The 21625-nt window shown below is 68.1% G+C and carries 22 protein-coding genes and 1 tRNA gene; 7 read left to right on the top strand and 16 right to left on the bottom strand.

From position 1 onward, the window contains the following. Positions 1–30 precede the first annotated feature (30 nt). From PKE84_RS17600 to PKE84_RS17585, 4 genes are all read right to left on the bottom strand, one after another. A complete protein-coding gene (locus PKE84_RS17600; RefSeq protein ID WP_271178546.1) occupies positions 31–795 on the bottom strand; it encodes an ABC transporter permease in 765 nt (254 codons plus the stop codon). Continuing rightward, entirely contained in the window at positions 792–1481 is a 690-nt protein-coding gene (locus PKE84_RS17595) for an ABC transporter permease (RefSeq protein WP_271178545.1), read from the bottom strand. The genes PKE84_RS17600 and PKE84_RS17595 overlap by 4 nt, the downstream gene beginning before the upstream one ends. Beyond that, positions 1478–2359, bottom strand: a complete 882-nt coding sequence (locus PKE84_RS17590) for an ABC transporter ATP-binding protein (protein WP_271178544.1) — start codon at positions 2357–2359, stop codon at positions 1478–1480. Before PKE84_RS17590 ends, PKE84_RS17595 begins: the two co-directional genes overlap by 4 nt. Positions 2360–2848: 489 nt before the next feature. Further along, positions 2849–3508: a TetR/AcrR family transcriptional regulator gene (locus PKE84_RS17585; RefSeq protein WP_271178543.1), complete on the bottom strand. Its 660-nt coding sequence runs from the start codon at positions 3506–3508 to the stop codon at positions 2849–2851. A gap of 206 nt (positions 3509–3714) precedes the next feature. Here PKE84_RS17585 and PKE84_RS17580 point away from each other — a divergent pair, with 206 nt between their 5' ends. Genes PKE84_RS17580 through PKE84_RS17570 form a run of 3 tightly spaced genes read left to right on the top strand, consistent with a single transcriptional unit; the run spans position 3715 to position 6997 of the window. Beyond that, positions 3715–4782, top strand: coding sequence for an App1 family protein phosphatidate phosphatase (locus PKE84_RS17580; protein WP_271178542.1), 1068 nt, complete (start codon positions 3715–3717; stop codon positions 4780–4782). Between the two features lie 34 nt (positions 4783–4816). Continuing rightward, the gene (locus PKE84_RS17575; RefSeq protein ID WP_271178541.1) at positions 4817–5938 is read left to right on the top strand and encodes a winged helix DNA-binding domain-containing protein; all 1122 of its coding nucleotides are present in this window, start codon (positions 4817–4819) and stop codon (positions 5936–5938) included. Positions 5939–5953: 15 nt separating this feature from the next. Continuing rightward, positions 5954–6997, top strand: coding sequence for an FUSC family protein (locus PKE84_RS17570; RefSeq protein ID WP_271178937.1), 1044 nt, complete (start codon positions 5954–5956; stop codon positions 6995–6997). A gap of 101 nt (positions 6998–7098) precedes the next feature. Here the strand turns inward: PKE84_RS17570 and PKE84_RS17565 are convergent, their stop codons facing one another. From PKE84_RS17565 to PKE84_RS17535, 7 genes are all read right to left on the bottom strand, one after another. Then, positions 7099–7656, bottom strand: a complete 558-nt coding sequence (locus tag PKE84_RS17565) for a YceI family protein (protein ID WP_271178540.1) — start codon at positions 7654–7656, stop codon at positions 7099–7101. Positions 7657–7773: 117 nt separating this feature from the next. Further along, a complete protein-coding gene (locus tag PKE84_RS17560; RefSeq protein ID WP_271178539.1) occupies positions 7774–8982 on the bottom strand; it encodes a glycoside hydrolase family 3 N-terminal domain-containing protein in 1209 nt (402 codons plus the stop codon). Positions 8983–9026: 44 nt separating this feature from the next. Then, positions 9027–10040: a carbohydrate ABC transporter permease gene (locus PKE84_RS17555; protein ID WP_373877162.1), complete on the bottom strand. Its 1014-nt coding sequence runs from the start codon at positions 10038–10040 to the stop codon at positions 9027–9029. Then, positions 10037–10978, bottom strand: a complete 942-nt coding sequence (locus tag PKE84_RS17550) for a carbohydrate ABC transporter permease (RefSeq protein WP_271178538.1) — start codon at positions 10976–10978, stop codon at positions 10037–10039. Before PKE84_RS17550 ends, PKE84_RS17555 begins: the two co-directional genes overlap by 4 nt. 126 nt (positions 10979–11104) lie before the next feature. Then, positions 11105–12484 carry an extracellular solute-binding protein gene (locus PKE84_RS17545; RefSeq protein WP_271178537.1) on the bottom strand — a complete coding sequence of 460 codons (1380 nt, stop codon included), beginning with the start codon at positions 12482–12484 and terminating at the stop codon, positions 11105–11107. Between the two features lie 78 nt (positions 12485–12562). Further along, positions 12563–14179: a glycoside hydrolase family 13 protein gene (locus PKE84_RS17540; protein ID WP_271178935.1), complete on the bottom strand. Its 1617-nt coding sequence runs from the start codon at positions 14177–14179 to the stop codon at positions 12563–12565. A 333-nt stretch (positions 14180–14512) separates the two neighbouring features. Then, on the bottom strand, positions 14513–15523 hold the full coding sequence (locus tag PKE84_RS17535) for a LacI family DNA-binding transcriptional regulator (protein WP_271178536.1): 1011 nt from the start codon (positions 15521–15523) through the stop codon (positions 14513–14515). Between the two features lie 115 nt (positions 15524–15638). Between PKE84_RS17535 and PKE84_RS17530 the strand changes: the two genes are divergently transcribed. Continuing rightward, the gene (locus tag PKE84_RS17530; RefSeq protein WP_271178535.1) at positions 15639–16472 is read left to right on the top strand and encodes a UbiA family prenyltransferase; all 834 of its coding nucleotides are present in this window, start codon (positions 15639–15641) and stop codon (positions 16470–16472) included. Here PKE84_RS17530 and PKE84_RS17525 read toward each other — a convergent pair. Next, complete coding sequence (locus PKE84_RS17525) at positions 16454–17842, bottom strand: MFS transporter (RefSeq protein ID WP_271178534.1); 1389 nt, start codon at positions 17840–17842, stop codon at positions 16454–16456. The genes PKE84_RS17530 and PKE84_RS17525 overlap by 19 nt on opposite strands. A gap of 81 nt (positions 17843–17923) precedes the next feature. Here PKE84_RS17525 and PKE84_RS17520 point away from each other — a divergent pair, with 81 nt between their 5' ends. Further along, entirely contained in the window at positions 17924–18595 is a 672-nt protein-coding gene (locus PKE84_RS17520; RefSeq protein WP_271178533.1) for a hypothetical protein, read from the top strand. Further along, positions 18592–18798: a DUF6186 family protein gene (locus PKE84_RS17515; protein WP_271178532.1), complete on the top strand. Its 207-nt coding sequence runs from the start codon at positions 18592–18594 to the stop codon at positions 18796–18798. The genes PKE84_RS17520 and PKE84_RS17515 overlap by 4 nt, the downstream gene beginning before the upstream one ends. Positions 18799–18837: 39 nt before the next feature. Here the strand turns inward: PKE84_RS17515 and PKE84_RS17510 are convergent, their stop codons facing one another. Beyond that, a complete protein-coding gene (locus tag PKE84_RS17510; protein WP_271178531.1) occupies positions 18838–20157 on the bottom strand; it encodes an LCP family protein in 1320 nt (439 codons plus the stop codon). A 159-nt stretch (positions 20158–20316) separates the two neighbouring features. Between PKE84_RS17510 and PKE84_RS17505 the strand changes: the two genes are divergently transcribed. Then, a complete protein-coding gene (locus PKE84_RS17505) occupies positions 20317–20544 on the top strand; it encodes an RNA-binding S4 domain-containing protein (protein WP_271178530.1) in 228 nt (75 codons plus the stop codon). Positions 20545–20592: 48 nt separating this feature from the next. On the opposite strand, the gene PKE84_RS17500 is transcribed toward PKE84_RS17505, so the two are convergent. The 3 genes from PKE84_RS17500 to rsfS all read right to left on the bottom strand — a co-directional run bounded on the left by PKE84_RS17500 (position 20593) and on the right by rsfS (position 21581). Beyond that, positions 20593–20668 (bottom strand) — tRNA-Ala (locus tag PKE84_RS17500). Positions 20669–20766: 98 nt separating this feature from the next. After that, positions 20767–21060 (bottom strand): TFIIB-type zinc ribbon-containing protein, encoded by a 294-nt coding sequence (locus PKE84_RS17495; protein ID WP_271178529.1) that lies wholly within the window; start codon positions 21058–21060, stop codon positions 20767–20769. Between the two features lie 149 nt (positions 21061–21209). After that, on the bottom strand, positions 21210–21581 hold the full coding sequence (rsfS, locus tag PKE84_RS17490) for a ribosome silencing factor (protein ID WP_271178528.1): 372 nt from the start codon (positions 21579–21581) through the stop codon (positions 21210–21212). Positions 21582–21625 lie beyond the last annotated feature (44 nt).

The following is a 21625-nucleotide window of genomic DNA, read 5'->3' as shown; positions in this document are numbered from 1 at the left end:
TGTCAGTGGTGCTGGGTGGGTCGGGAACGTTCAGGGGGCCTCCGGGCTGACGGCCGGATCCGAGGACACGCGGGCCGTTCCGACAGAGCGTCCGGTGTCTCTGGTGCGCACGTCGGCGACCTTGCCGGCGGTGACGCCGCGCGGGACGACGAGTCGTTGCGTCAGGGCGAAGAGCCCGTCGACGACGAGAGCGAGCGCGACCACGAGGATCGAGCCGCCGAGCATCTCGTCGTAGCGGCGCACCGGGAGGCCGTCGAACAGGTATCGTCCGAGCCCTCCGACCGACAGGATCGCCGCGACGGTCCACGTCGCGATCACCTGCAGTGCGGCCGACCGGAGTCCGCCGATCAGCAGCGGCAGCCCGAGCGGCAGCTCGACCTTGCGCAGGATCTGGAACTCCGTCATGCCCATCGCGCGGGCGGCGTCGACGGTGCGCGGATCGACCGATTCGACACCGGCGTAGGCGCCGGCGAGCACCGGCGGGATGGCGAGGATCGTCAACGCGATGAGTGCGGGGATGATCGTCAGGCTGACGCTCGAGAGGGAGAGCGCCAGCAGCACGACCAGGCCCAGCGTCGGGATGGCGCGCAGAGCGCCCGAGAGGCCGACCGCGAGGCCGCGGAAGCGCCGCGTGTGCCCGATCGCGAGTCCGATCGGGATGGCGATGATCGCCGCGATGACGAGGGTGAGCGCCGAGTACCCGATGTGCTGTGCGAGGCGGTTCGGGATGCCGTCCTCCCCCGACCAGTTGACGGGGTCGAAGAGCCAGGCGAACGCCGAGAGGATGTCGGTCATGCTTCAGTCACCGCCGTCAGTGCCGCGCGTCGCGATGCCCGCTTGCTGCGGCGGTCGACGAGCGTCCAGGGCATCAGCAGCCGCCCGAAAAGCACCAGGATCGTGTCGAACACGAGCGCGATGATCATGATCGCCACGATGCCGATGATCACTTCGTCGGGGAAGTTGCGCTGAATGCCGTCGGTGAACAGGTTTCCGAGGCTGCTCACGCCGATCAGGGAACCGATGCTCACGAGACTGACCGTGCTCACCGACACCACGCGGAGGCCGGCCAGGAGCACAGGTCCGGAGAGCGGGAGCTCGACCGTCCAGAACCGCTTCCAAGTCGAGAACCCGACCGCCGTCGCCGACTGGAGAACGTCGCCGGAGACGGAGGCGAGTGCGTCGGCCGTGCTGCGCACCATGAGGGCGAGCGCGTAGATGCTGAGCGCGATGATCACGTTGATCGGATTGAGGATCTGCGTTCCGATCAACGCGGGCATGGACACGAACAGCGGCAACGACGGGATGGCGTACAGGATGCCGCACACCGTCAGCACCGTTCCCCGGCTCGCGTGATAGCGGTTCGCGACCCAGCCGATCGGGATGGAGACGACGAACCCGATGAGGATCGGAAGGACGCTCAGGATGACGTGAGCGACCGTGAGGTCCCAGACCAGGCCGAAGTTCGACCACAGCCAGCTCACGACGCTTCCTCACCCTGCGCCGGAGCACCCACGACCGAGACGGTCGCAGCCTTTGCCTCAGCGGGCGCGCCGGAGAGCACTCCGGCCGGTCGCCCTTCACTGTCGACCAGCACGTCGCCGGCCGGGGTCTTCTCGATGTGCAGCGCGCGCTTGCCGCGGTCGGCCCCGACGAACGAGGCGACGAAGTCGTCGGCGGGATTCGCCAGGATCTCGGACGGCGTGCCCTTCTGCGCGACGATCCCGCCCTTGCGGAAGATCACGACCTGCTCTCCGAGGCGAAAAGCCTCGTCGATGTCGTGCGTCACGAACACCACCGTCTTGTCGAGGTCGCGCTGCAGCCGGAGGAGCTCGTTCTGGAGCTCGTCGCGGACGATCGGGTCGACGGCGCCGAACGGCTCGTCCATGAGCAGGATGTTCGGGTCGACCGCGAGGCCGCGGGCCACTCCGACGCGCTGCTGCTGCCCGCCGGAGAGCTGGCTCGGGTACTTGTCGGCGAGCGACCGCTCGAGACCGACGTCGTCCATCAGCTCCAGCGCGCGCTCCCTGGCGTCCTTCTTCTTCACGCCGCGCAGCAGCGGAACGGTCGCGATGTTGTCCACGACCTTGCGGTGCGGCAGCAGCCCGGAGTTCTGCATCACGTAACCGATGCTGCGCCGCAGCGGGACCGGCTTGAGCGTCATGACGTCTTCGCCGTCGATCTCGACGGATCCACTGGTCGGGTCGACCATCCGGTTGATCATGCGCAGGATGGTCGTCTTGCCGCTACCGGACGAACCGACGAGCACCGTGATGGTGCGGGAGGGGATGACCAGCGAGAAGTCTTTGACCGCAACGGTGCCGTCGGGAAACTGCTTCGTTACCGAGCGGAACTCGATCATGTGTGCGGCTCATTCCTCGAAGTGTGCATCGGATCAACACAGGCCTGTCCTTCCACCCAAACACCATTCCGGGGGTTTGGCAAAGCATTGAGACGATTTGTGGCAACGCGGGTGCAGGCCATCCGTTGCCCCTTTCGCTGTCGGCAGGAGTGTCTACTGTGTTCGTCGTGCGGGCCGTATCGGATGCCAACATGCCATCGCCCACCGACATTCCCAGCCCGATCCCAGGCTGGAGCGGCGTGTGAGCGCACCAGGTGCCGCCGTCCTCGGCTCGGTCGGGATCGACTGCCGGATCCGGCGGAGCGCGCACGCTCTTACGCCGTTACACGGAGCCGGCCACCAGCGCACGCCGAGCACCGGGCGCGTGCGCATTGGCAGGCGCTCGGAGTACGCACGTGGCCGGTCAGCCTGTGCCGATCACGTCAGCGGGCGAGCCTGACTCGTGCCGAGCCTTCAGCGGGCGCAGACCGCGACCGCAGCGGTGACGCGCTACTCGCCGTCGCCGTAGCGCTTCGCGAGGTACTCGCGGGCCACGACGCGCGCCTCGGCGATGAACCGCTCGTCGCCATCCGGATCGACGAGGAACGCGCGGTTGATCAGCGAGTCCGAGATCTCGACGACGATCTCGAGCCGGAACTTCAGCTCGTCTCCGGCCGGCAGACCGAACTCGTCGGACAGGATCTCGGCGAAGCGGTGGGCGAAGAAGTCGTCATCATCGTCGACGGTCTCGCCGGGCAATCCCGAGCGCTCGGCGTCGGTGAACCGGATGATGCGGAAACCGGGCTCGGTGCGGAACATCAGCACGAAAGCGTCGATCGCGCATTCGACCGCGTTCCACCAGTGCTCGGGCTCGGCGTCGCGGATCGCGTCGACGACGGCGCCCCGATAGCGCTGCACCGCCCGGTCGCGCAGCGCCTGGAGCAGCACGATGCGATCCGGGAAGTAGCGGTACACGGTACCGATCGACGCGCCGGCGCGTTCGGCGACCATGGCCGTCGTGAGTCGGTCGAAACCGATCTCGTCGACGACTTCGGCCGCGGCGTCGAGCAGCGCGTCGATGCGGGCGGCACTGCGCTCCTGGATCGGCTCCGTGCGGACGAGCGGCGCACCTGTCTGGTTCTGACCGGCTACGAGGTCATTGATGGGCACGAGGGCAACTCCTTCTTTCCTGCAGGTCAACAATACGTTGGTCCGGGTCCCCAGCCCCGCAGAAGCATCAGCTCTGCGATATTCGGATCATATTCGTGGAAACCTCATTTCCGCCTCCGAATTGTCAACGACGCGCCGTCATTCTGTCCCCCAGATCTGGGGGCTGCGCGCAAACGTGCTCATGGAACATGAGAAACTGGTCACATATGCCTCAGTCCTCTGACCGACGCGCCGGCAGCGTCGAGCCCATCATGCATCGTGCTGCGCGCGTCGAGGACGCCTTCCATGCCTTCCGCGCGCGACGTGCACGCAAGCGGGGCTACCTGCCCACCGTCGTGCCGTACACCGGCTATGGTGCGCCGACGTGGGCGCGCATCCTGGGCCGGGTGGTGCTGGCGAAGGACCCGAAGCCGGGCAGTCGCGCCGAGCGGCTGCACCGCAAGCGCGAGGAGAGCATCCGGGGCTGGCGGTCGTTCACGAGCGTCCCCGTCGCCGACGTGCCGGTCACGATCGAGATCGAGGGCGACACCCATACGGTGATGCCCGACCGCGGCGGCGTGTTCGACACGGTCATCCCGGTGCAGCTCTCCCCCGGCTGGCACACGGTGCGGATGTCGACAGAAGGCTCGTCGCGCACATTCGAGTCCCCCGTGCTCATCATCGATCCGTCGGCGACGTTCGGCATCGTCTCCGATGTCGACGACACCGTGATGGTCACCGCGCTCCCCCGCCCGCTGCTGGCTGCCTGGAACACCTTTGTGCTCGACGAGCACGCGCGCGTCCCCACCCCCGGGATGGCCGTGCTGCTGGAGCGCCTCGCCGCCACGCATCCCGGCACTCCCGTGGTGTACCTCTCGACCGGAGCCTGGAACGTCGCCCCGACACTCACGCGCTTCCTGTCGCGCAATCTGTTCCCGGCAGGTCCCCTGCTGCTGACCGACTGGGGGCCGACGCACGACCGCTGGTTCCGCAGTGGACGCGACCACAAGCGCTCCAGCCTCGTGCGACTGGCCGAGGAGTTCCCCGGACTCAAGTGGCTGCTCGTGGGCGACGACGGTCAGCACGACGAGCAGCTCTACGCCGACTTCACCCGTGAGCACCCTGACAGCGTCGCCGCGGTCGCCATCCGCCAGCTCTCCAATGGTGAGGCGGTACTGGCCGGTGGACGCTCCAAGGCCGAGAAGCACAGCGAGATCAGCGGCGCGCCGTGGGTCTACGCGCCCGACGGCGCCGGCCTCAGCGAACAGCTGACCGACGCCGGGATGCTCCCCTAGCCGGACCGTCGGCGGTCTCCGCCATACTGGGCGCATGCCCGCCAGCATCGCCGACCTGCTCCGACTCCGTCTGATCGCGCAGGGTCTGAGCCCGCATGACGTCGACGACGCGAGCCCGGTCGACGCGGCAGCCGTCGTGCAGCATCTTCTCGCCGTGCAGGCGCAGGACTTCGGCGCGGCATGCTGGGCGCTCGGCGTCCGCGCTCCCGGCATCACCATCGGTGATGTGACGGCAGCGCTCGACGCCGGCACGGTCATCCGGTCGTGGCCGATGCGCGGCACCCTGCACTTCGTGCCGCCGGCCGATCTGGGCTGGATGCTGGGCGTCACCACCCAGCGCATGATCAGCGGCCTCACGCTGCGGCACCGGCAGCTCGAGCTCGAAGATGCCGACTTCGGCCGGGCACGCGACCTCGTCACCGAAGCGCTCAGCGGCGGTCGCAGCATCGGGCGCGCCGAGCTGATGGAGCTCTGGGAGGCGAACGGGATCGCGACGGCCGGCCAGCGCGGCTATCACCTCATCTACTACCTCGCGCAGACGGGCCTGTTGTGCTGGGGGCCGACGCACCGGTCCCAGCAGGCGCTCGTGCTCCTCGACGAGTGGGTCCCGGAGCCGCGCCACCTCGAACCGGACGAGGCCCTGTCCGAGTTCCTGGTGCGCTATCTGGCCGGGCACGGCCCTGCGACGATCAAGGACTTCGTCTGGTGGACCAAGGGAACCGTCGCCGGAGCGAAGACGGCCCTCGCCGTGGCGGGCGAGCGCCTCACCTCCGTCGAGGTCGACGGAACGGAGTACTGGCTCACATCCGAGCTCGCCGGCATGCCCGCCGCACCCGCACGAACCACAGCGTCGTCGGTGAAGCTCGTCCCCGCGTTCGACGAGTACCTCCTCGGCTATCAGACCCGCGACCCCGTGCTCGATCCCGCCCATGCCTCGATCGTCGTCCCGGGAGGCAACGGCGTCTTCGCGCCCGTGATCGTCTCCCGTGGCCGCATCGTCGGCATCTGGAAGCGAACCCCGACCGCGAAACGCGTGACCGTGCATCCGCAGCCGTTCGATCGCCTGACCCGTGTCGAGGAATCCGGCGTCGAACGAGGAGCGCGCGACTACGCACGTTTCCTCGGAGTCGACGTGGCCGTCGGCGCGCCCCGCTAACCTGGAGGGGTGGCACTGCGACTCCCTGCAAGCATCAGAGCGGCGTCACGGGTCCCCCTGCTGCAGGTCACGAAGACCGCGATCGCGATGGTCTTGGCGTGGGTGATCGCCGGCCTCTTCCTCCCGAACGAACTGCCGATCTTCGCGACGATCGCGGCCCTGCTCGTCGTGCAGCCCAGTGTGAACCAGTCCGTCGGCCGCGCGATCGAACGCAGCCTCGGCGTGATCGTCGGCGTGCTGGTGGCGTACGCGATCGGCCTCGCCTTCGGCACGAACGCCTGGATCGTGCTCGTCGCCGTCGTCGTGTCGCTGTTCGTCTCCTGGGCGCTCAAGCTCACCCCGGGAACGGCCAACCAGGTGCCGATCACGGCGATGCTGGTGCTCGCCGTCGGCGCTTCGACGCCCGACTACGCGTTCGCCCGGGTCATCGAGACGGTGATCGGCGCGGCCATCGGCGTCGTCGTCAACATCACGATCGTGCCTCCGGTGCTCCTCGCTCCCGCCCACACCTCGGTGCACCGGCTGGGCAACGAGATCGCCGCGACGCTCGACCGTCTCGCCGACGCGCTCGGCCGCAGGCAGACGCCGCAGCAGCTCAACGAGCTGCTGCTCCAGGCACGGCTGCTGCGCCCGATGGAGACCAAGGCCGACAATGCCCTCACCCAGGGCAGGGAGAGCCTGACGCTGAATCCGCGCCAGACCAAGCACCGACGCGTGCTGGAGCACGACGACGAGCTCTTCACGCGCTTCCGGCCGTTGATCACCCGAGCACTCGGCATGACGCGCGCGTTCCATGACCACTACGACGACAGCCTGGCCGGCGAGCCGACCCTGGAGGCGATCGCCGAGGAGCTGCGCCGCTCGGCGCACGACCTGCGCCTTCTCGCCCGCGATCCGGATGCGCCGGTCGACGAGCCGTCGACGGAGACGGCCGGCATCCCCGTGCTCACCGCGCCCCTGGTGATCTCGACGCCGGACCCACGGCACTGGGTGCTGATCGGCTCCCTGGTGGAAGACCTGCGGCGCATCCACGACGAGATCACCGGCGACAGCTCCTGACGGGGAAACTGGGCGACGCGAAAAAGGGCCCCGCCGAAGCGGAGCCCCTTTCCTCATGACACGTCAGGCGATCGGCGCGAGCGCCGATCGTGCCCGCCCGATCAGGCCTGGTTGAGAACGGCCTGCAGCTCGAGCGTGATGGTGACCTCGTCGCCCAGCAGCATGCCACCGGTCTCGAGGGCGGCGTTGTAGGTGAGGCCGAAGTCCTCGCGGTTGATCTTGGTCTTCGCGGTCGCGCCGGCCTTGTAGTTGCCGTACGGGTCCTGCCCGAAGCCGCCGAAGTCGAACTCGAACGTGACCGGCTTGGTCACGCCCTTGATCGTGAGGTCGCCGTCGACGAGGAAGTCGCCGCCGTCGACGCGTGCGCCGGTGGAGACGAACTCGATGTGCGGGTGCTCCTCGGCGAGGAAGAAGTCACCGGTGCGCAGGTGCGCGTCGCGGTTCTTGTCCTTGGTGTTCACCGAGGCGACCTCGGCCTTGGCGGTGACCTTCGAGTCGAGCGGGTTCTCCGCCGTGACGAAGGTGGCGTCGAAGTTCTCGAACACGCCCTTCACCTTGCTGATCATCAGGTGGCGGATGCTGAAGCCGACCTCGCTGTGCGAGGGGTCGATGGTCCAGGTGCCTGCCTTGTAACCGGGGATGTCGATCGTCGTGGTCATTCGTGTGCTCCTCGAGAGTCAAATGGTCGAGGCGGTCCACCCGCCTCACAGGTACATGCAAGCGCATAGACCATCGATCTATTCCGGAGATCCGAAAAAAGTTGACGCGTCACCGATTCACCGGACGGGAGCCACCAGCGAACGCCGGAGTTCGAGGAGTTTCAACGCATCGGAATCGATCTGGGCCGCGGAGATACGGCCGCTGCCGACCGCGGCGACGATCGCGTCGATCAGAGCGTCCGGATCCATCCTCTGTGCGGCCGGATCGGCCGGGAGCACGAAGAGGAGCATGGTGTTGCCGGCGGCCAGGGCGCGCACCGCGTTCTCGGCAGAATCCTGATACGCCGGCAATCCGGTGTCCTGCAGCATCCGCATGTCATCGGTGATCGTCACACCCGAGTACCCCAGCTGGTCGCGCAGGATGCGGTGCCAGGTCGGCGAGAGCGAGGCGGGCGCGGCATCGACGGCGCTGTAGACGAGATGCCCGAACATCACGAGCTCGGCGCCGGTGGAGATCCCGGCGACGAACGACGGCGCATCCCGGCCCTGCCACTGCGCCTGCGTGATCGGAGTGGTCGGCACGGTCAGGTGGGAATCGGCGTCGGTCTCCCCGTGTCCGGGGAAGTGCTTGAGGGTCGAGAGCACCGCCCCGTGCTCGGCGCCGACGGAGGCGCTCACCCGGGCCGCCGCGTCAGGCGGCGTCGTACCCAGGACCCGGTCGAAGATGAAGGACGACGGGTCGGCCGTGACGTCGGCGACCGTTCCGAAGTTCACGGTGATCCCGGTCTGGCGCAACAGCGTCGCGCGCCGGGCGAAGGCCGCCTGGGTCGCCGCGACCGGTGCCGACTTGAGGGTGTCGGCTCCCGGACCGGTGTCCCACGGCAGCCGGGTGACATCGCCGCCCTCCTCGTCGGTGGCGATCAGGGGCGGCAGCGCCGCATCCGGGACCATGGCGGTCGTGAGTGCCTTCAACGCCGCCGGTGTGGGTGGGATGTTGTCGCCCATCAGGATCATCCCGCCGACGCCGTAGCGGGCGACGAAGCTGCGCAGCGCGGCACCGTCGAGTCCGGGCTGATGGAGCATCAGGAGGCTCGCCACCTTCTGCCGCAGCGTCATGGTGCGCAGGCGCTCCTGGGCGAAGGCGGTGACCGGGTCGACGGTCGGCGTCGGTGTCGGGGTGGCCGTCGCGGTGGCGGAGGCCGACGTCGGCCCGGCTGAGCGCCCGGCCCCCGCCGCGCATCCGGACACCGCGACGAGCACGGCCGCGGCGATCGCGACGATCGTCGTCGCGCGCGTTCGAACCCGCGTTCCCGGCTGCCGCATCATCCTTCGATGGTAATCGCCGGGCGCGCGCCGGGACGCCGGTCGGGTCAGCCCTTGACCGCTCCTCCCAGGCCGGCGCTGCGCAGGAACAGCCCCTGGAAGATCAGGAACAGCACGATCGGGATGAGCGTCGAGATCGCCAGAGCGGCCAGGTAGACGTCGAGCTGGATCGCCGCCTGCAGGGTCGGCAGCCGCACCGACAGGGGCTGGATCGCCGGGTCCCGCAGCACGAGCAGCGGCCACAGGTAGTCCTTCCAGGCGGCGATGATCGCGAACACGGAGACGACGCCGAGGATCGGCTTCGACATCGGCAGCACGATCGACCAGAACAGCCGGAAAGGCCCGGCTCCGTCGGTGCGCGCCGCCTCGAACACCTCGCGCGGCAGGTTGTCGAAGAAGCGCTTGATCAGCACCACGTTGAACGCGCTCGCTCCGGCGGGCAGCCAGACCGCCCAGAACGTGTTGATCAGCGAGGTGCCGAGCAGCGGCGGGTTGAGGATCGTGAGGTAGAGCGGTACCAGCAGCACGACGGAGGGCACGAACAGGGTGCCGAGCACGAGTCCGTAGATCACCTTGCCGTACTTGGGGCGCAGCACGCTGAGGGCGTAGCCGGCGGTGGTCGCCACGACGATCTGCATGATCCATGAACCGAGGGCCACCCAGATGGTGTTCATGAACTGCACGTCGATGTGCACCGTCGACCACGCAGTCGACAGGTTCGCCCAGTCGACGCCGTTCGGGAACAGCGCCATCGGCGTGCGCAGGGTGTCCTGCGTCGGCGTGATCGCCGACTTCGCCAGCCAGAGCAGCGGGCCGAGGCCGACGACGATCAGCACCAGCAGCAGCACGACGTGCGTGATCCTGGTCCCCCACCGGATGCCCGGCCGGTGCCAGTCCGACGGCGAGAGGATGCCGCGGTCGCTCGTGTCGGCGCTCGCCTTCGCCCGCGTCTTGCGACGACGGCGGCGTCCGCGCGGGTCCTGCGGAGTGAGGCCGGAGTCCTCGAGCTCGTCGGTCATGACGTTCATGACCTCGGGCGTGAAATCAGTGGACGTGGTCAATTCTGGCTCCAGGACTTGGTGAGGCGGAAGTACACGAGGGAGAGGATGGCGAGGAACGCCGCGAGCATCAGGCTCAGCGCGGTCGCCGCTCCGTAGTCGCCGCCGAGGCTGTTCTCGAATGCGTAGCGGTAGATCAGCAGCAGCACCGTGACGGTCGCATTGACCGGGCCGCCGCCGGTGAAGAGGAACGGCTCGAGGAACACCTGCGCGGTCCCGATGATCTGGAGAATGAGGGTGATCAGCAGGATGCCCCGCAGCTGCGGCATCGTCACATGCCAGATCTTCTGCCAGATGTTCGCGCCGTCGACCTCGGCCGCGTCGTAGAGCTCCGGCGCGACACCGGTGATGGCGGCCAGGTAGATGATGATGGTGCCGCCGGCCGCCGCCCAGGTGGCCTCGACGACGAGCGACGGCATCGCCTGCGTCGCATCCTGGATCCAGGGCTGAGGCGGGATGCCCACCCAGCCGAGGACCGTGTTGAAGACGCCGGTCGGGCTCGCGTCGTAGAAGAACTTCCAGAGGAGCACGGCGACGACGGGCGGGACGACGACCGGGAGGTACGCGAGCGCGCTGTAGAGCCCCTTCGCCCGCTTGAGCTCGCTCATCAGCACCGCCGCGATCAGCGGGATCGGATAGCCGAGGATCAGGGCCAGGAGGGCGAACCATCCGGTGTTCCCCACCGAGGTCCAGAACAGGGGGTCGTTGACGACCTGCACGAAGTTGTCCCAGCCGACGAACGTCGGCGGCGCGATCAGGTTGGTGTGCTGGAAACTCATCACGACGGCGCGCACGATGGGCCACCAGGAGAAGACACCGAAGATGACCAGCATCGGCAGGAGGAAGACGAGATTGCTGAGTCCTCCCCCACGGAGCCAGGTCAACGGTGTGCGTCTGACGACTCTGCGCGAGGTCGTTCTCGGCCGGTCGATCGCTGTCATGGGCTGCTGTGCTTTCTCTTCGGGTGGTGCGAGTGCGTAGGGCCGCATACGGCCGACGGCCGGCGGGGCGCGTGACGCCCCGCCAGCCGGGTGGTGCGGTGGTCGGCCACCGTCACCGGGTGTTCACTACTTGTCGGCGTCGACGAGCTTCTGGATGTTCGTGTCGACCGTCGTCAGCAGCTGATCGACGTTGGCGTTCTTCTGCGTCAGCACCGCCTGCACCACCGAGTCGAGGGCACCGTAGAGCTCCTGCGTGTGCTTGTTCGGCTCGGGCACGAGGTTCGCGTCGAAGATCTTGTCGGTGAACGGCGCGACGTTCTCGAGCGGGATGTTCACCTCCGGCTTGATCCAGGACAGCGTCTGGTCGTAGGTGGCCTTGTCGAAGACCGGGAGCGTGGGGACGCCGACCGGCTGGTTCGACTTGGCGAGCACCTTGGCGTCGGCGATGGCCTGCGTCTTGTCGAGCAGCTTCTGCATGTAGTAGAAGTCGATCCACTTGACCGCCGCCGTCCGCTGGGCCGCCGTCGACTTCGGGCTGACCGCCGCGACGTTGCCGCCGACCAGAACACCGGCATCCGACGAGTCGGACAGCGGGAGCGCCGTCAGACCGTAGTTCTTCGGGTCCACGTTGTTCTGCTGCACGAGAGCGGTAAGCACATCCGAGCCGCTCGGGTACATCGCGACCTGGCCGGCGCCGAACGCCTGGTTGATGCCGCTCCAGTCGAGCAGGAAGTTGCTTCCGGCGGCGTTGTCCTCCCAGCGCACGTCGTGCAGGAACTGCAGAGCCTCCTTGGTGACCGGGTTATTGGTCGTGACCTTCGTCTTGCCGCCGTCGGTGGTCTCCATCCGGCCACCGCGTGCGTACACCGTGGTCGTGAGCTCCCAGCCACCGGTGTTGCCCTTGGTCATCTGCATGTAGCCCGCGACACCCGGAACCTTCTCCGAGATCGTCTTGGCGTCGGCGCGCACTTCGTCCCACGTGGTCGGCGGCTTGTCCGGATCGAGACCGGCCTTGGTGAAGATCTCGCGGTTGTACGAGAGACCCATGGCGTACGGGCCGTACGGGATGCCGTAGATCTTGTCGCCGGACTTGGCGACAGCGAGCACGTTCTCGTTGAACTTGCCGGCGTACGACAGCGCCTTGACCTCGGCCGTGATGTCGGCGAGCTGGCCGGCCTGCAGCAGCGACTGCGAGTCGGTGAACGGCACGTTGAACACGTCGGGCAGGGTGCCGCCCGCGAGCTGCGTCGCGAAGGTCGGGCCCGTCCACTGGTACTCCTCCGACTTGACGGAGATGTTCGGGTTCGCCTTCTCGAACTCCTTGACGCGGTCGTCGAATGCCTTGAACGCGGCCTTGTCGCTTCCGGGGATCAGGCTGGCTACGGTGATGCTCACCTTGCCGTCGCTGCTGTCCGAGCCGCTGCCGGAGCTGGAGCATCCGGCGAGCAGGCCGACACCGGCGATCGTGATCGCTGCGACTGCAGCAACCGTTCTTGGTGACCTCATTGTCGGTTCCTTTCGATGGTGGTGAGGTGCGGGTCGTGCTGTGTCACGTGAGGCAGGACCACGCGTGACCTCCGGCGGCTAGTGCTGTGTTCGTAGCCACGCCGTGGAGTCCGGGGGCAGCAGTCCGTGGTCGAGCGGGCTGCTGCTGAGCAGGATGGCGACGTGCTCGGGAAGAGCCACCGCCTGGTGGGAGAGATTGGTGACGCTGAGGAAGCGGGAGCCGCGTGCGAAGACGAGCGTTCCCTCTTCGCCGTCGCGCCACTCGAGCGGCCCATCGCCGAGGTCCGCCTCCGAGCGCCGGATGCGCAGCGCCTGCCGGTAGAGCCAGAGCATCGACGTCGCGTCGCTCTGCTCCGCCTCCACGGTGAAGCGCGACCAGGTGCGCGGCTGGGGCAGCCAGGGCTCCTCGGCGGAGCCACGCGGGCTGAACCCGAACGGCGGCTCGACGCCGCGCCACGGCAGCGGCACCCGGCAGCCGTCGCGACCGGGGTCGACGCCGCCGGAGCGGAAGTGCATCGGGTCTTCGAGCCGGTCGGCCGGCAGGTCCTCGACCTCGGGCAGGCCGAGCTCGTCGCCCTGGTAGATGTACAGGGATCCGGGGAGGGCCGCGGTGAGGAGAGCCGCGGCACGGGCGCGTCGCAGGCCGACGCCCAGATCCGTCGGCGTGCCGACCCGCTTCTTCGCGAAGGCGAACGACGAGTCCTCCCGGCCGTAGCGCGTGACCGGGCGGGTCACGTCGTGATTCGAGAGCACCCAGGTGCTCGGGGCGCCGACCGGGGCGTGAGCCGCCAGGGTCGCGTCGATCGAGGTGCGCAGTTCCCGCGCATCCCACGGCCGTGCGAGGAAATCGAAGTTGAAAGCGGTGTGCAGCTCATCGGCGCGCAGGTACATCGCGAAGCGCTCGATGTCGGGCAGCCAGATCTCGCCGACGAGCACGCGGGTCCCCGGGTACGAGTCGGCGATCGCGCGCCAGCCCCGGTACACCTCGTGGAGCTCGTCGCGGTCCTCGTTGGGATGCTCGCCGGGCGCCGGGTCCTCCGGCACCTCCGGGAGCTCGGGGTCCTTGATGAGCAGGGCGGCCGAGTCGATGCGCACGCCGGCGACGCCGCGGTCGAACCAGAACTTCAGGATGGCCTCGTGCTCGGCCCGCACATCCGGATGGTTCCAATTGAGGTCGGGCTGCTGCGGGGTGAACAGATGCAGGTACCACTCGCCGGGCGTGCCGTCAGGATTCGTGGTGCGCGTCCAGGTCTCGCCCGAGAAGTTGGAGACCCAGTTGGTCGGCATCTCGTCGCCGTGCTCCCCGCGTCCGGGACGGAACCAGAAGCGCTCGCGCTCCGGCGACCCCGGCCCGGCCGCGAGGGCCGCTTGGAACCAGGGGTGCTGATCGGAGATGTGGTTCGGGACGACGTCGATGATCGTCCGGATGCCCAGGGCGAGAGCCTCCTGGATGAGCGCTTCCGCTTCGGTCAGGTCGCCGAACGCCGGGTTGATCGTGCGGTAGTCGGCGACGTCGTAGCCGCCGTCGGCCAGCGGGGACTCGTACCACGGGGTGAACCAGATCGCGTCGACGCCGAGTTCGCGCAGGTAGCCGAGGTGCTGCCGTACTCCGGCGATGTCGCCGATCCCGTCGCCGTTGCCGTCGGCGAAGCTGCGGATGTAGATCTGGTAGATGACCGCGCTGCGCCACCACAGCGGGTCGCTCTGCGACGGCGTGAGCTGCGACGGCGTGTTCGCCTGGTCCGGAGCGGCCTGGGCGTCGGGGGCGGAGTCGCCCGCTTTCGGCTGGGCGGCGAGCACGGGGAGATCCACGGAAGGAGCCCTTCAGTCGGGCGACCCTGCTCGTAGCTCCGCGGTCGTTCTCGCTCAGCCTTGCGTTCGGGTCGACGGTTCGGTCGTCGGCGCGCGGCGGCACCAAACCATCGGCGCCATCGTCGTCGACCCAAATGTAGCTATGGCGACAGATTAACGCAAGAACTCAACAATGAGTAATTCGTTTGCGCACATTTGCGCTGAATTGCATAACAGTTACGACACGCGCGCCGGTCCGGTCGAGCCCCGGACGACGAGCTCTGGCTCGAAGAAGAGCTCGTCGGAGATGGCGGAATCGCTCGAGATCTGACGCAGCAGCAGCTCGATCACCGTGCGGCCCATCGGCTCGATCGGCTGCCGCACGGTCGTCAGCGGCGGCTCGGTGCAGTTCATCAGGGCCGAGTCGTCGTACCCGACGATGGAGATGTCCTGGGGCACGCTCATGCCGGCCCTCCGCACCGCCCGGATCGCGCCGAGCGCCATGGGATCGCTCGCGCACACGATCGCCGTGACCCCGGCGTTCAGCAGACGGGTCGCGGCCGCCTGGCCGGCCTCGAGGGAGTACAGGGAGTGCACCACGAGCTCCTCGTCGAAGGGGGCGCCCCAGCTCTCCACGATGCGCTTGGCCGCGGCGAGCTTGCGCTGGGAGGGCACGTGGTCGCGGGGGCCGAGGAGGAGGCCGATCCGCTCGTGGCCCAGGGAACGCAGGTGGTTCAGCGCCTGAGCGGTGGCGACGGTGTCGTCACAGGAGACGGTCGCGAAATCGAGTTCGTCGACCGGCGCGTTCACGAGAACCGTCGGCAGATTGAGGTCGGTGAGCCGCGAGTAGTGGTCGTGCGATGCATCCTGCTGGGCATACGCGCCGCCGACGAACACCACGCCCGAGACCTGCTGTTGCAGGAGCAGTTCGACGTAGTCCGCCTCGGAGATGCCCCCGGCGGTCTGGGTGCAGAGCACCGGCGTGTAGCCGTTCTGGGCGAGCGCTCCCCCGATCACCTCGGCGAACGCCGGGAAGATCGGGTTCTGCAGTTCGGGCAGCACCAGGCCGACCAGCCGGGCGCGCTCGCCCCGCAGCTTGCTGGGACGCTCGTAGCCGAGCACGTCGAGAGCGGTGAGCACCGCCTGTCTGGTCGCCTCCGAGACGCCGGGTTTCTCATTGAGCACGCGGCTGACCGTTGCTTCGCTCACTCCGACCTTGCGGGCCACCTCTGCGAGACGTTTCGACATGCGCATAGTTTACGCAATTCCTTGCAACCGGACGCAAGTCTTTTACACCAGCCGGCCTCAGATGCCAACGCGGCGCTGCAGACCGGATGCCGGCACACCACATACCATGTCGATCATGGCGAACAAGGTGACGGCGCTGCTGCTGGCCAGCCACCCCGGGCCGACCGCCGTCGTCACCGTGATCGCGGTGGTGCTCGGAATCGGCCTCGGATACTCCCCCGGCCGCCTCGCCCTGCTGGCCGTCTGCATCCTGCTCGGCCAGCTCTCGATCGGCTGGTCGAACGACTGGCTCGATGCCGCGCGGGACGCCTCCGTGAACCGCGCGGACAAACCGGCTGCTCGCGGGGCCATCGGCGTCGGCACGGTGCGCGCTGCCGCGTTCATCGCTCTGGTCGCCGCCATCGCCCTCACGCTGCTGCTCGGGCCGCTCGCCGCGATCGCACACGCGGTCGCGATCGGCGGCGGTTGGGCCTACAACCTCGGACTCAAGGCGACCGTGTTCTCGTTCGTTCCGTTCGCGGTCAGTTTCGCCCTGCTGCCGGCGATCGCGACCCTCGGCGGCCTTCCGCCGCGCTTCCCGGCCCCCTGGGTGCTCGCCGCCGGAGCCCTGCTCGGCGTCGCCGCCCACATCACCAACGTGCTCCCCGACCTCGCGGACGACGACAGCACGGGCATCCGGGGCATGCCGCACCGCCTCGGGGCGGTGCCGAGCGGGCTGCTCGCGTTCGCCTGTCTCGCCGCCGCGACGGTCACGATCACCCTCGGGCCCGGATGGCCGCCGCGACCGCTCCTCCTCGTCGGCTTCGCGATCGGACTCGCGGTCGCGATCACCGGCGTCGTGCTCCTGCTGCGTGGAGATCCGACGCGGCGCCTGATGCAGCTCATCATGACGTGCGCCATCGTCGATGTCGTGATGCTCGCGCTGGCGGGTCAGTCCGTCGCCGTCTGAATCGGGTCGGCCGCCGGCTCGTGGTTGCGGATGCCGATCGCCGAGACGATCCCGCCGAGCAGCATCAGGAACGCCGTGCAGAGGAGCGCTCTGTCGAACCCGGCCCTGTCGAGTTGCTCGCCCACGATCAGTCCCGCCATCGCCACCACGATGAGCCCGGCGATGCGCGAGATCGCATTGTTCACGGCGGAACCGATGCCTGCCTGCTGCGGGTGGATCGAGCCGAGGATCGCCGAGGTGAGCGGGGCGACCGTCATCGACAGTCCGACGCCGAACAGCAGCACCGCAGGCAGCAGATTGGTCCAGTAGTTCACGTGCGAGTCCATCATCAGCAGCCAGAGGAAACCGCTCGACGCGATGATCGGCCCGACAGCCATGAACAGACGCGGGCCGTACTTTCCGGCAAGCCCTCCGAAGAAGCCGGAGAGGAGCAGCATGCACAGCGTCGACGGGATGAAGACGAAGCCGGCCGCCGTCGCGGAGAATCCGGCGACCTGCTGCAGGAACAGGGTCACGACGAGCGGTCCGAACGCCAGCGCACCGTAGACGAGTGCCGTGGAGATGTTGCCCACCCAGAAGTTGTGCACCCGGAACAGGCCGAGCGGCAGCATGGGCTGCTTCGCACGCGTCTCCCAGAAGAAGAAGCCGGCCAGCATCAGCAGCCCGATGATCAGCGGGATGAACACCCGCGGGCTGCTCCAGCCGTACGGGCCCTGCTCGATCAGGGCGTAGACCGTGCCGGCGAGTCCGACGGACCCGAGGACGGCGCCCAGCACGTCGATACGGCCGCCCATCCCGTGATCGTCCTGCTTCAGCGTGAACATCAGCACGAGGGTGATCGCGATCGGGATGACGTTGATCACGAACACCCACCGCCACGACAGCGTGTCGACGAAGATCCCGCCGATCACCGGCCCGGCGATCATCGCGACGCCCGTCCACGCCGTCCACCGGCCGATCGCCTTCGCTTGGGCGGCTCCCTCAAAGGTCGAGATGATGATCGCCAGCGAACTGGGCACCAGGAGCGCCCCGGCGACGCCCTGCAGAGCACGTGCGACCACGAGGAACACGCCGGTCGGGGCGAACGCGCACAGCAGCGATGTGATGCCGAAGCCGATCAGCCCGACATACAGGATGCGCTTGCGTCCGAAGACATCCGAGAGCGAACCGGCGATCAGGATGAGCGACCCGAGGGTCACGAGGTACGCATCGACCACCCATTGCTGAAGCGGGAGCCCGCCGCCGAGGTCTTTGGAGATCGCAGGAAGGGCCACATTGATCACCGCGCCGTCGAGGAACGCCACGAAGCTCGCGAGGATCGCGATGATCAGCACCCGACGCTGTACCGAGGTCATGCTCAGGGTCGTCATGCTCTCAGTTAACGGGGAGGCGATCGGAAAGGCAACTACAGGGCGCTCCCAGCCGCGATGGGGAGTAGCCTGTTGTGCGCCATGTCGGATGAGCAGCACACGCTCGCTGATCGACCCGGCCGCCGTGCAGCCCGGATCGCCGCCACCACGCGCGCCTGCTGGGTCGCGGTGCTGCTGTTCACCGGCGCCTTCCACGTGTTGCGAGGCGCGCCCGTCGACGCCTGGATCTTCTTCGGCGTCGCCATCCTGGTGACCCTCGAGTCGCTCGGCTGGCTCCGTGTGCCGCTGAGCGCACGAGCGGATCGCACCGCGCGCGGGCGGCCGATAGCGGTCGCGGGCGCGCTGATCGCCACCCTCGTCGCGGTCCTCGCCGTCTCGCCGCTCTACGGAGGCGCCGACACCGCGATCGTCGTCGGCCTCGGGCTCGTGCTGCTGCCGATCGCGTGGGCGGCCCCGCCGAGCTCCCCGCCCTCGTCCGCGCCCTCGTCCGCGCCCTCGTCGACGACGGCGAGTGCGGAACCGGCACGGATCAAACGCGCGGCGATCGTCTGGTCCGTGATCATCGCGGCCGGCTGCGCGTGGGAGATCACGGCCTTCCTCCTCGGACGCAACTCCCCCGGCGGCTCGACGCAGTTCCCGGCGCTCTCTGACCTGGTCGACCCCCTCCTGGCCGACCCGTTCGGTCGGACCGCGCTGGTCGCGCTCTGGCTGGTCGGCGGCTACGCGCTCATCCGGAGAGGACGACGTCGATGAGGATCGTGACGATCGCGGGTTTCATCGTGTGCGGCATCCTGATGGCGGCACTCGTCCTCCAATCGCGGCGGGACGGCTCACGGCTGGCCCCGTTCGGCAGCCTTCTCGACGTCGTCATGGCGGATCGCGCTGCGCGGCTCACCATCCTGCTCTTCTGGTGGTGGCTCGGCTGGCACTTCCTGGTGACGCCGCCATCGCCGTAGCTCGCGCCGGACTCACGCCGGACTCGCGCCGCGCTCCGGCTAGTTGTTGCCCTTGGTGCAGGTCTGCTGCGCCGCCGTCTGGCCGGTGATGTCGGCAGGAAGCGGGACAGAGGTCTGGCCGGGAGTCGGAGTGACCGCCGGTGCGGGCGTCGCGGGCGAGGTCGGCGCCGAGGGTGCGGTGGGCGCCGGGGTGGTCGTCGGCGCCGGGCTCAGCGTCGGCGCCGGCGCGGTCTCCGCCGCTCGGCCCGTCGTGCCCGTCAGCTGAACGGGGAGGTCTTTCACCAGGGCGTTGTTCAGCGTGTCCGCGGCGTCCTGATTCACGACCACGCGATTGGCGTTGTCCGGATCGGAGTAGACGGGGTATTGCATGAACACCATGTTGCCGAGGCCTGTCTCCTTCATCGCGAGTCCGATCTGCACCAGCGTCGTCGGATTCGCGAGCGACTGGGACGGCGTGATGTTCTTCACCGCCGCCTTCGCAAGCCCGTAGAGCTGCACGGGATTCGACAGCACGCCGCCGCTGACCACCTTGCGAGCCAGCGCGGAGAGGAACACCTGCTGGTTGCTGATGCGGCCCAGGTCGCTGCCGTCGCCGACACCGTGGCGCGAGCGGAGGAAGGAGAGCGCCTGGTCGCCGACGAGCGTGTTCTCCCCGGCGGGAAGGTCGAGCGGCGGATTGGTGTACTCGTCGGTCACGGGCGTCGCGAGACACACGGTCACCCCGCCGATCGCGTTCGACATGGCGCTCACGCCGTTGAAGTCGACGGCAGCTGCGAAGGGGATCTGCGCACCGGTCAGCTTCTCGACGGTCAGCACGACGCACGCCAGCCCGCCGCGCGACAGCGCCGTGTTGAACATGTCGAGGTCGGAGCCACTGATCGTCCCGTTGCCGTTCGGGTCGGGACAGTCCGGGATCGGGACCATCAGATCGCGCGGGAAGCTGATCACCATCGCGCTCTTGTGGTCCTGCGCGATGTGCAGCAGCATCGTCACGTCGTTGTTGCCCGCTCCGGTGCTGGCGTCCTGCTCCTGCTGCAGATCGTAGATGCCGCCCTGGTTGCTGCGCGTGTCCGTGCCGGCGAGGAGCAGATTCACGCCGCCGCTGATCGCGCCGACGCTCGGGATGGATTGCTGGGCGGTGTGCCCGGGCAGGGCGACGAGCTCGACGCCCTTCTTGATCGAACGGGTCACATCCCAGAAGGCGTATGCGGCGACCGACCCGGCACTCACCGCGACGACCGCGACGATCGCGACGAGGATCTTCGCGATCGCTCCGATGGCGCGACGCTGAGGCAGGCGGCCGTGGCGCACAGCGGACGTGCGCTGGTCACGCTCGTGGTGGCGCGGCGCGTCGGTCATCTCGTGGATCCCCCTGGGTCGGGCGGGTGTGCTGGGTCGTCTCGAATCCTATTCCACCCGGGCTATGCGACTTCTGCGAAGCGCCCACAGAAGTTCATACACTCGACCTTTGTCGTACCACCGGATCGCAGGCGGCACATGGTCGGTTAGCCTTCCAGGATGACGAACGAAACTCCGATCGACGAAGTCCCCGTTGGCGATGAGACCATCCGCCTCGGTCAGTTCGTGAAGTTCGCAGGGCTCCTCGACTCCGGCGGAGATGTGAAAGAGGCCATCGTAAACGGCGACGTGACGGTGAACGGCGAGGTCGATCGCCGTCGCGGACGGCAGCTGCAGCGTGGCGACATCGTCAGCGTTGAAGGGCACACCGTGCGCGTCGGCGGGTGAGCCGCAAAAGAGAAGAGCCCCTGAGAACTGTGCGTTCATCAGGGGCTTTGGTGGATCTGAGGGGACTCGAACCCCTGACCCCCTGCATGCCATGCAGGTGCGCTACCAGCTGCGCCACAGACCCAGAAGCTGTTTCCGATCTCTCCGAAACAACTCGTTCAGCCTACTACATGAACGCGCACAGAAAAAAACGAGCGAGCCTCGAGTCGGCCGTCACGCGGATCAGTCGAACAGCTCGCTGAGCCAGTTCTCCTTCTTCTTGCGGTACGGGTAAGCGGGCTGCCCGGACGCAGGCTGCTGCCGGTACTCGTGCTGCGTCGGCTGAGCGTAGGTGGGCTGCGGTGGGTAACCGGGTGCTGACGGGGCGGCGGCAGGCGCGGTGCCCTGCGAGCGATCGATGATCTTGTCGAGCTCTCCGCGGTCGAGCCAGACTCCGCGGCATTCCGGACAGTAGTCGATCTCGATGCCACTGCGTTCACTCATGACGAGGGTGGCGTTGTCGGTGGGACACTTCATCGGCAGCTCCGTTTCGGTCGGGCCGGCGAAACGGACGCACGCCGGCGGGATCGAACTCAGTGAATCAGCCGCGGATGAGAGAACACCCCGTTGCGCCCGGGAAACCCCCGAGATGTGCGCAAGGCGGGTGACGAACGCGTGTCGACCTGCTAGTCGGCGTGGACGGGCAGCTCGAGGGGAACGACGGGGCAGTCCTTCCAGAGGCGTTCGAGCGCGTAGTACATCCGGTCCTCCTCATGGAAGACGTGCACGACCAGGTCGCCGAAGTCGAGCAGGATCCAGCGGCCCTCGGCCTTGCCTTCGCGACGGAGCGTCTTGACGCCCGCGTCGTTCAGCTGGTCCTCGATCTCGCCTGCGATGGCGATGACGTTGCGTTCGACGCGCCCCGACACGAGGAGGAACACGTCCGTGAGCGGAAGCGGCCCGGAGACATCGAGGGCGACGAGATCTTCGCCCGATTTGGAATCGGCGGCCTTCGCGGCGATCTGAAGGATCTCGCGGGCGTGCTCGGATGCGGTCACAGGTGGGACTCCCGGAGGGTTCGGATACTGGCGTTCTGACGGGT

This window comes from Leifsonia poae (assembly GCF_027921845.1).
GTDB classification, from domain to species: Bacteria; Actinomycetota; Actinomycetes; order Actinomycetales; family Microbacteriaceae; genus Leifsonia; species Leifsonia poae.
This window is presented reverse-complemented; position numbering and strand designations above follow the sequence as displayed.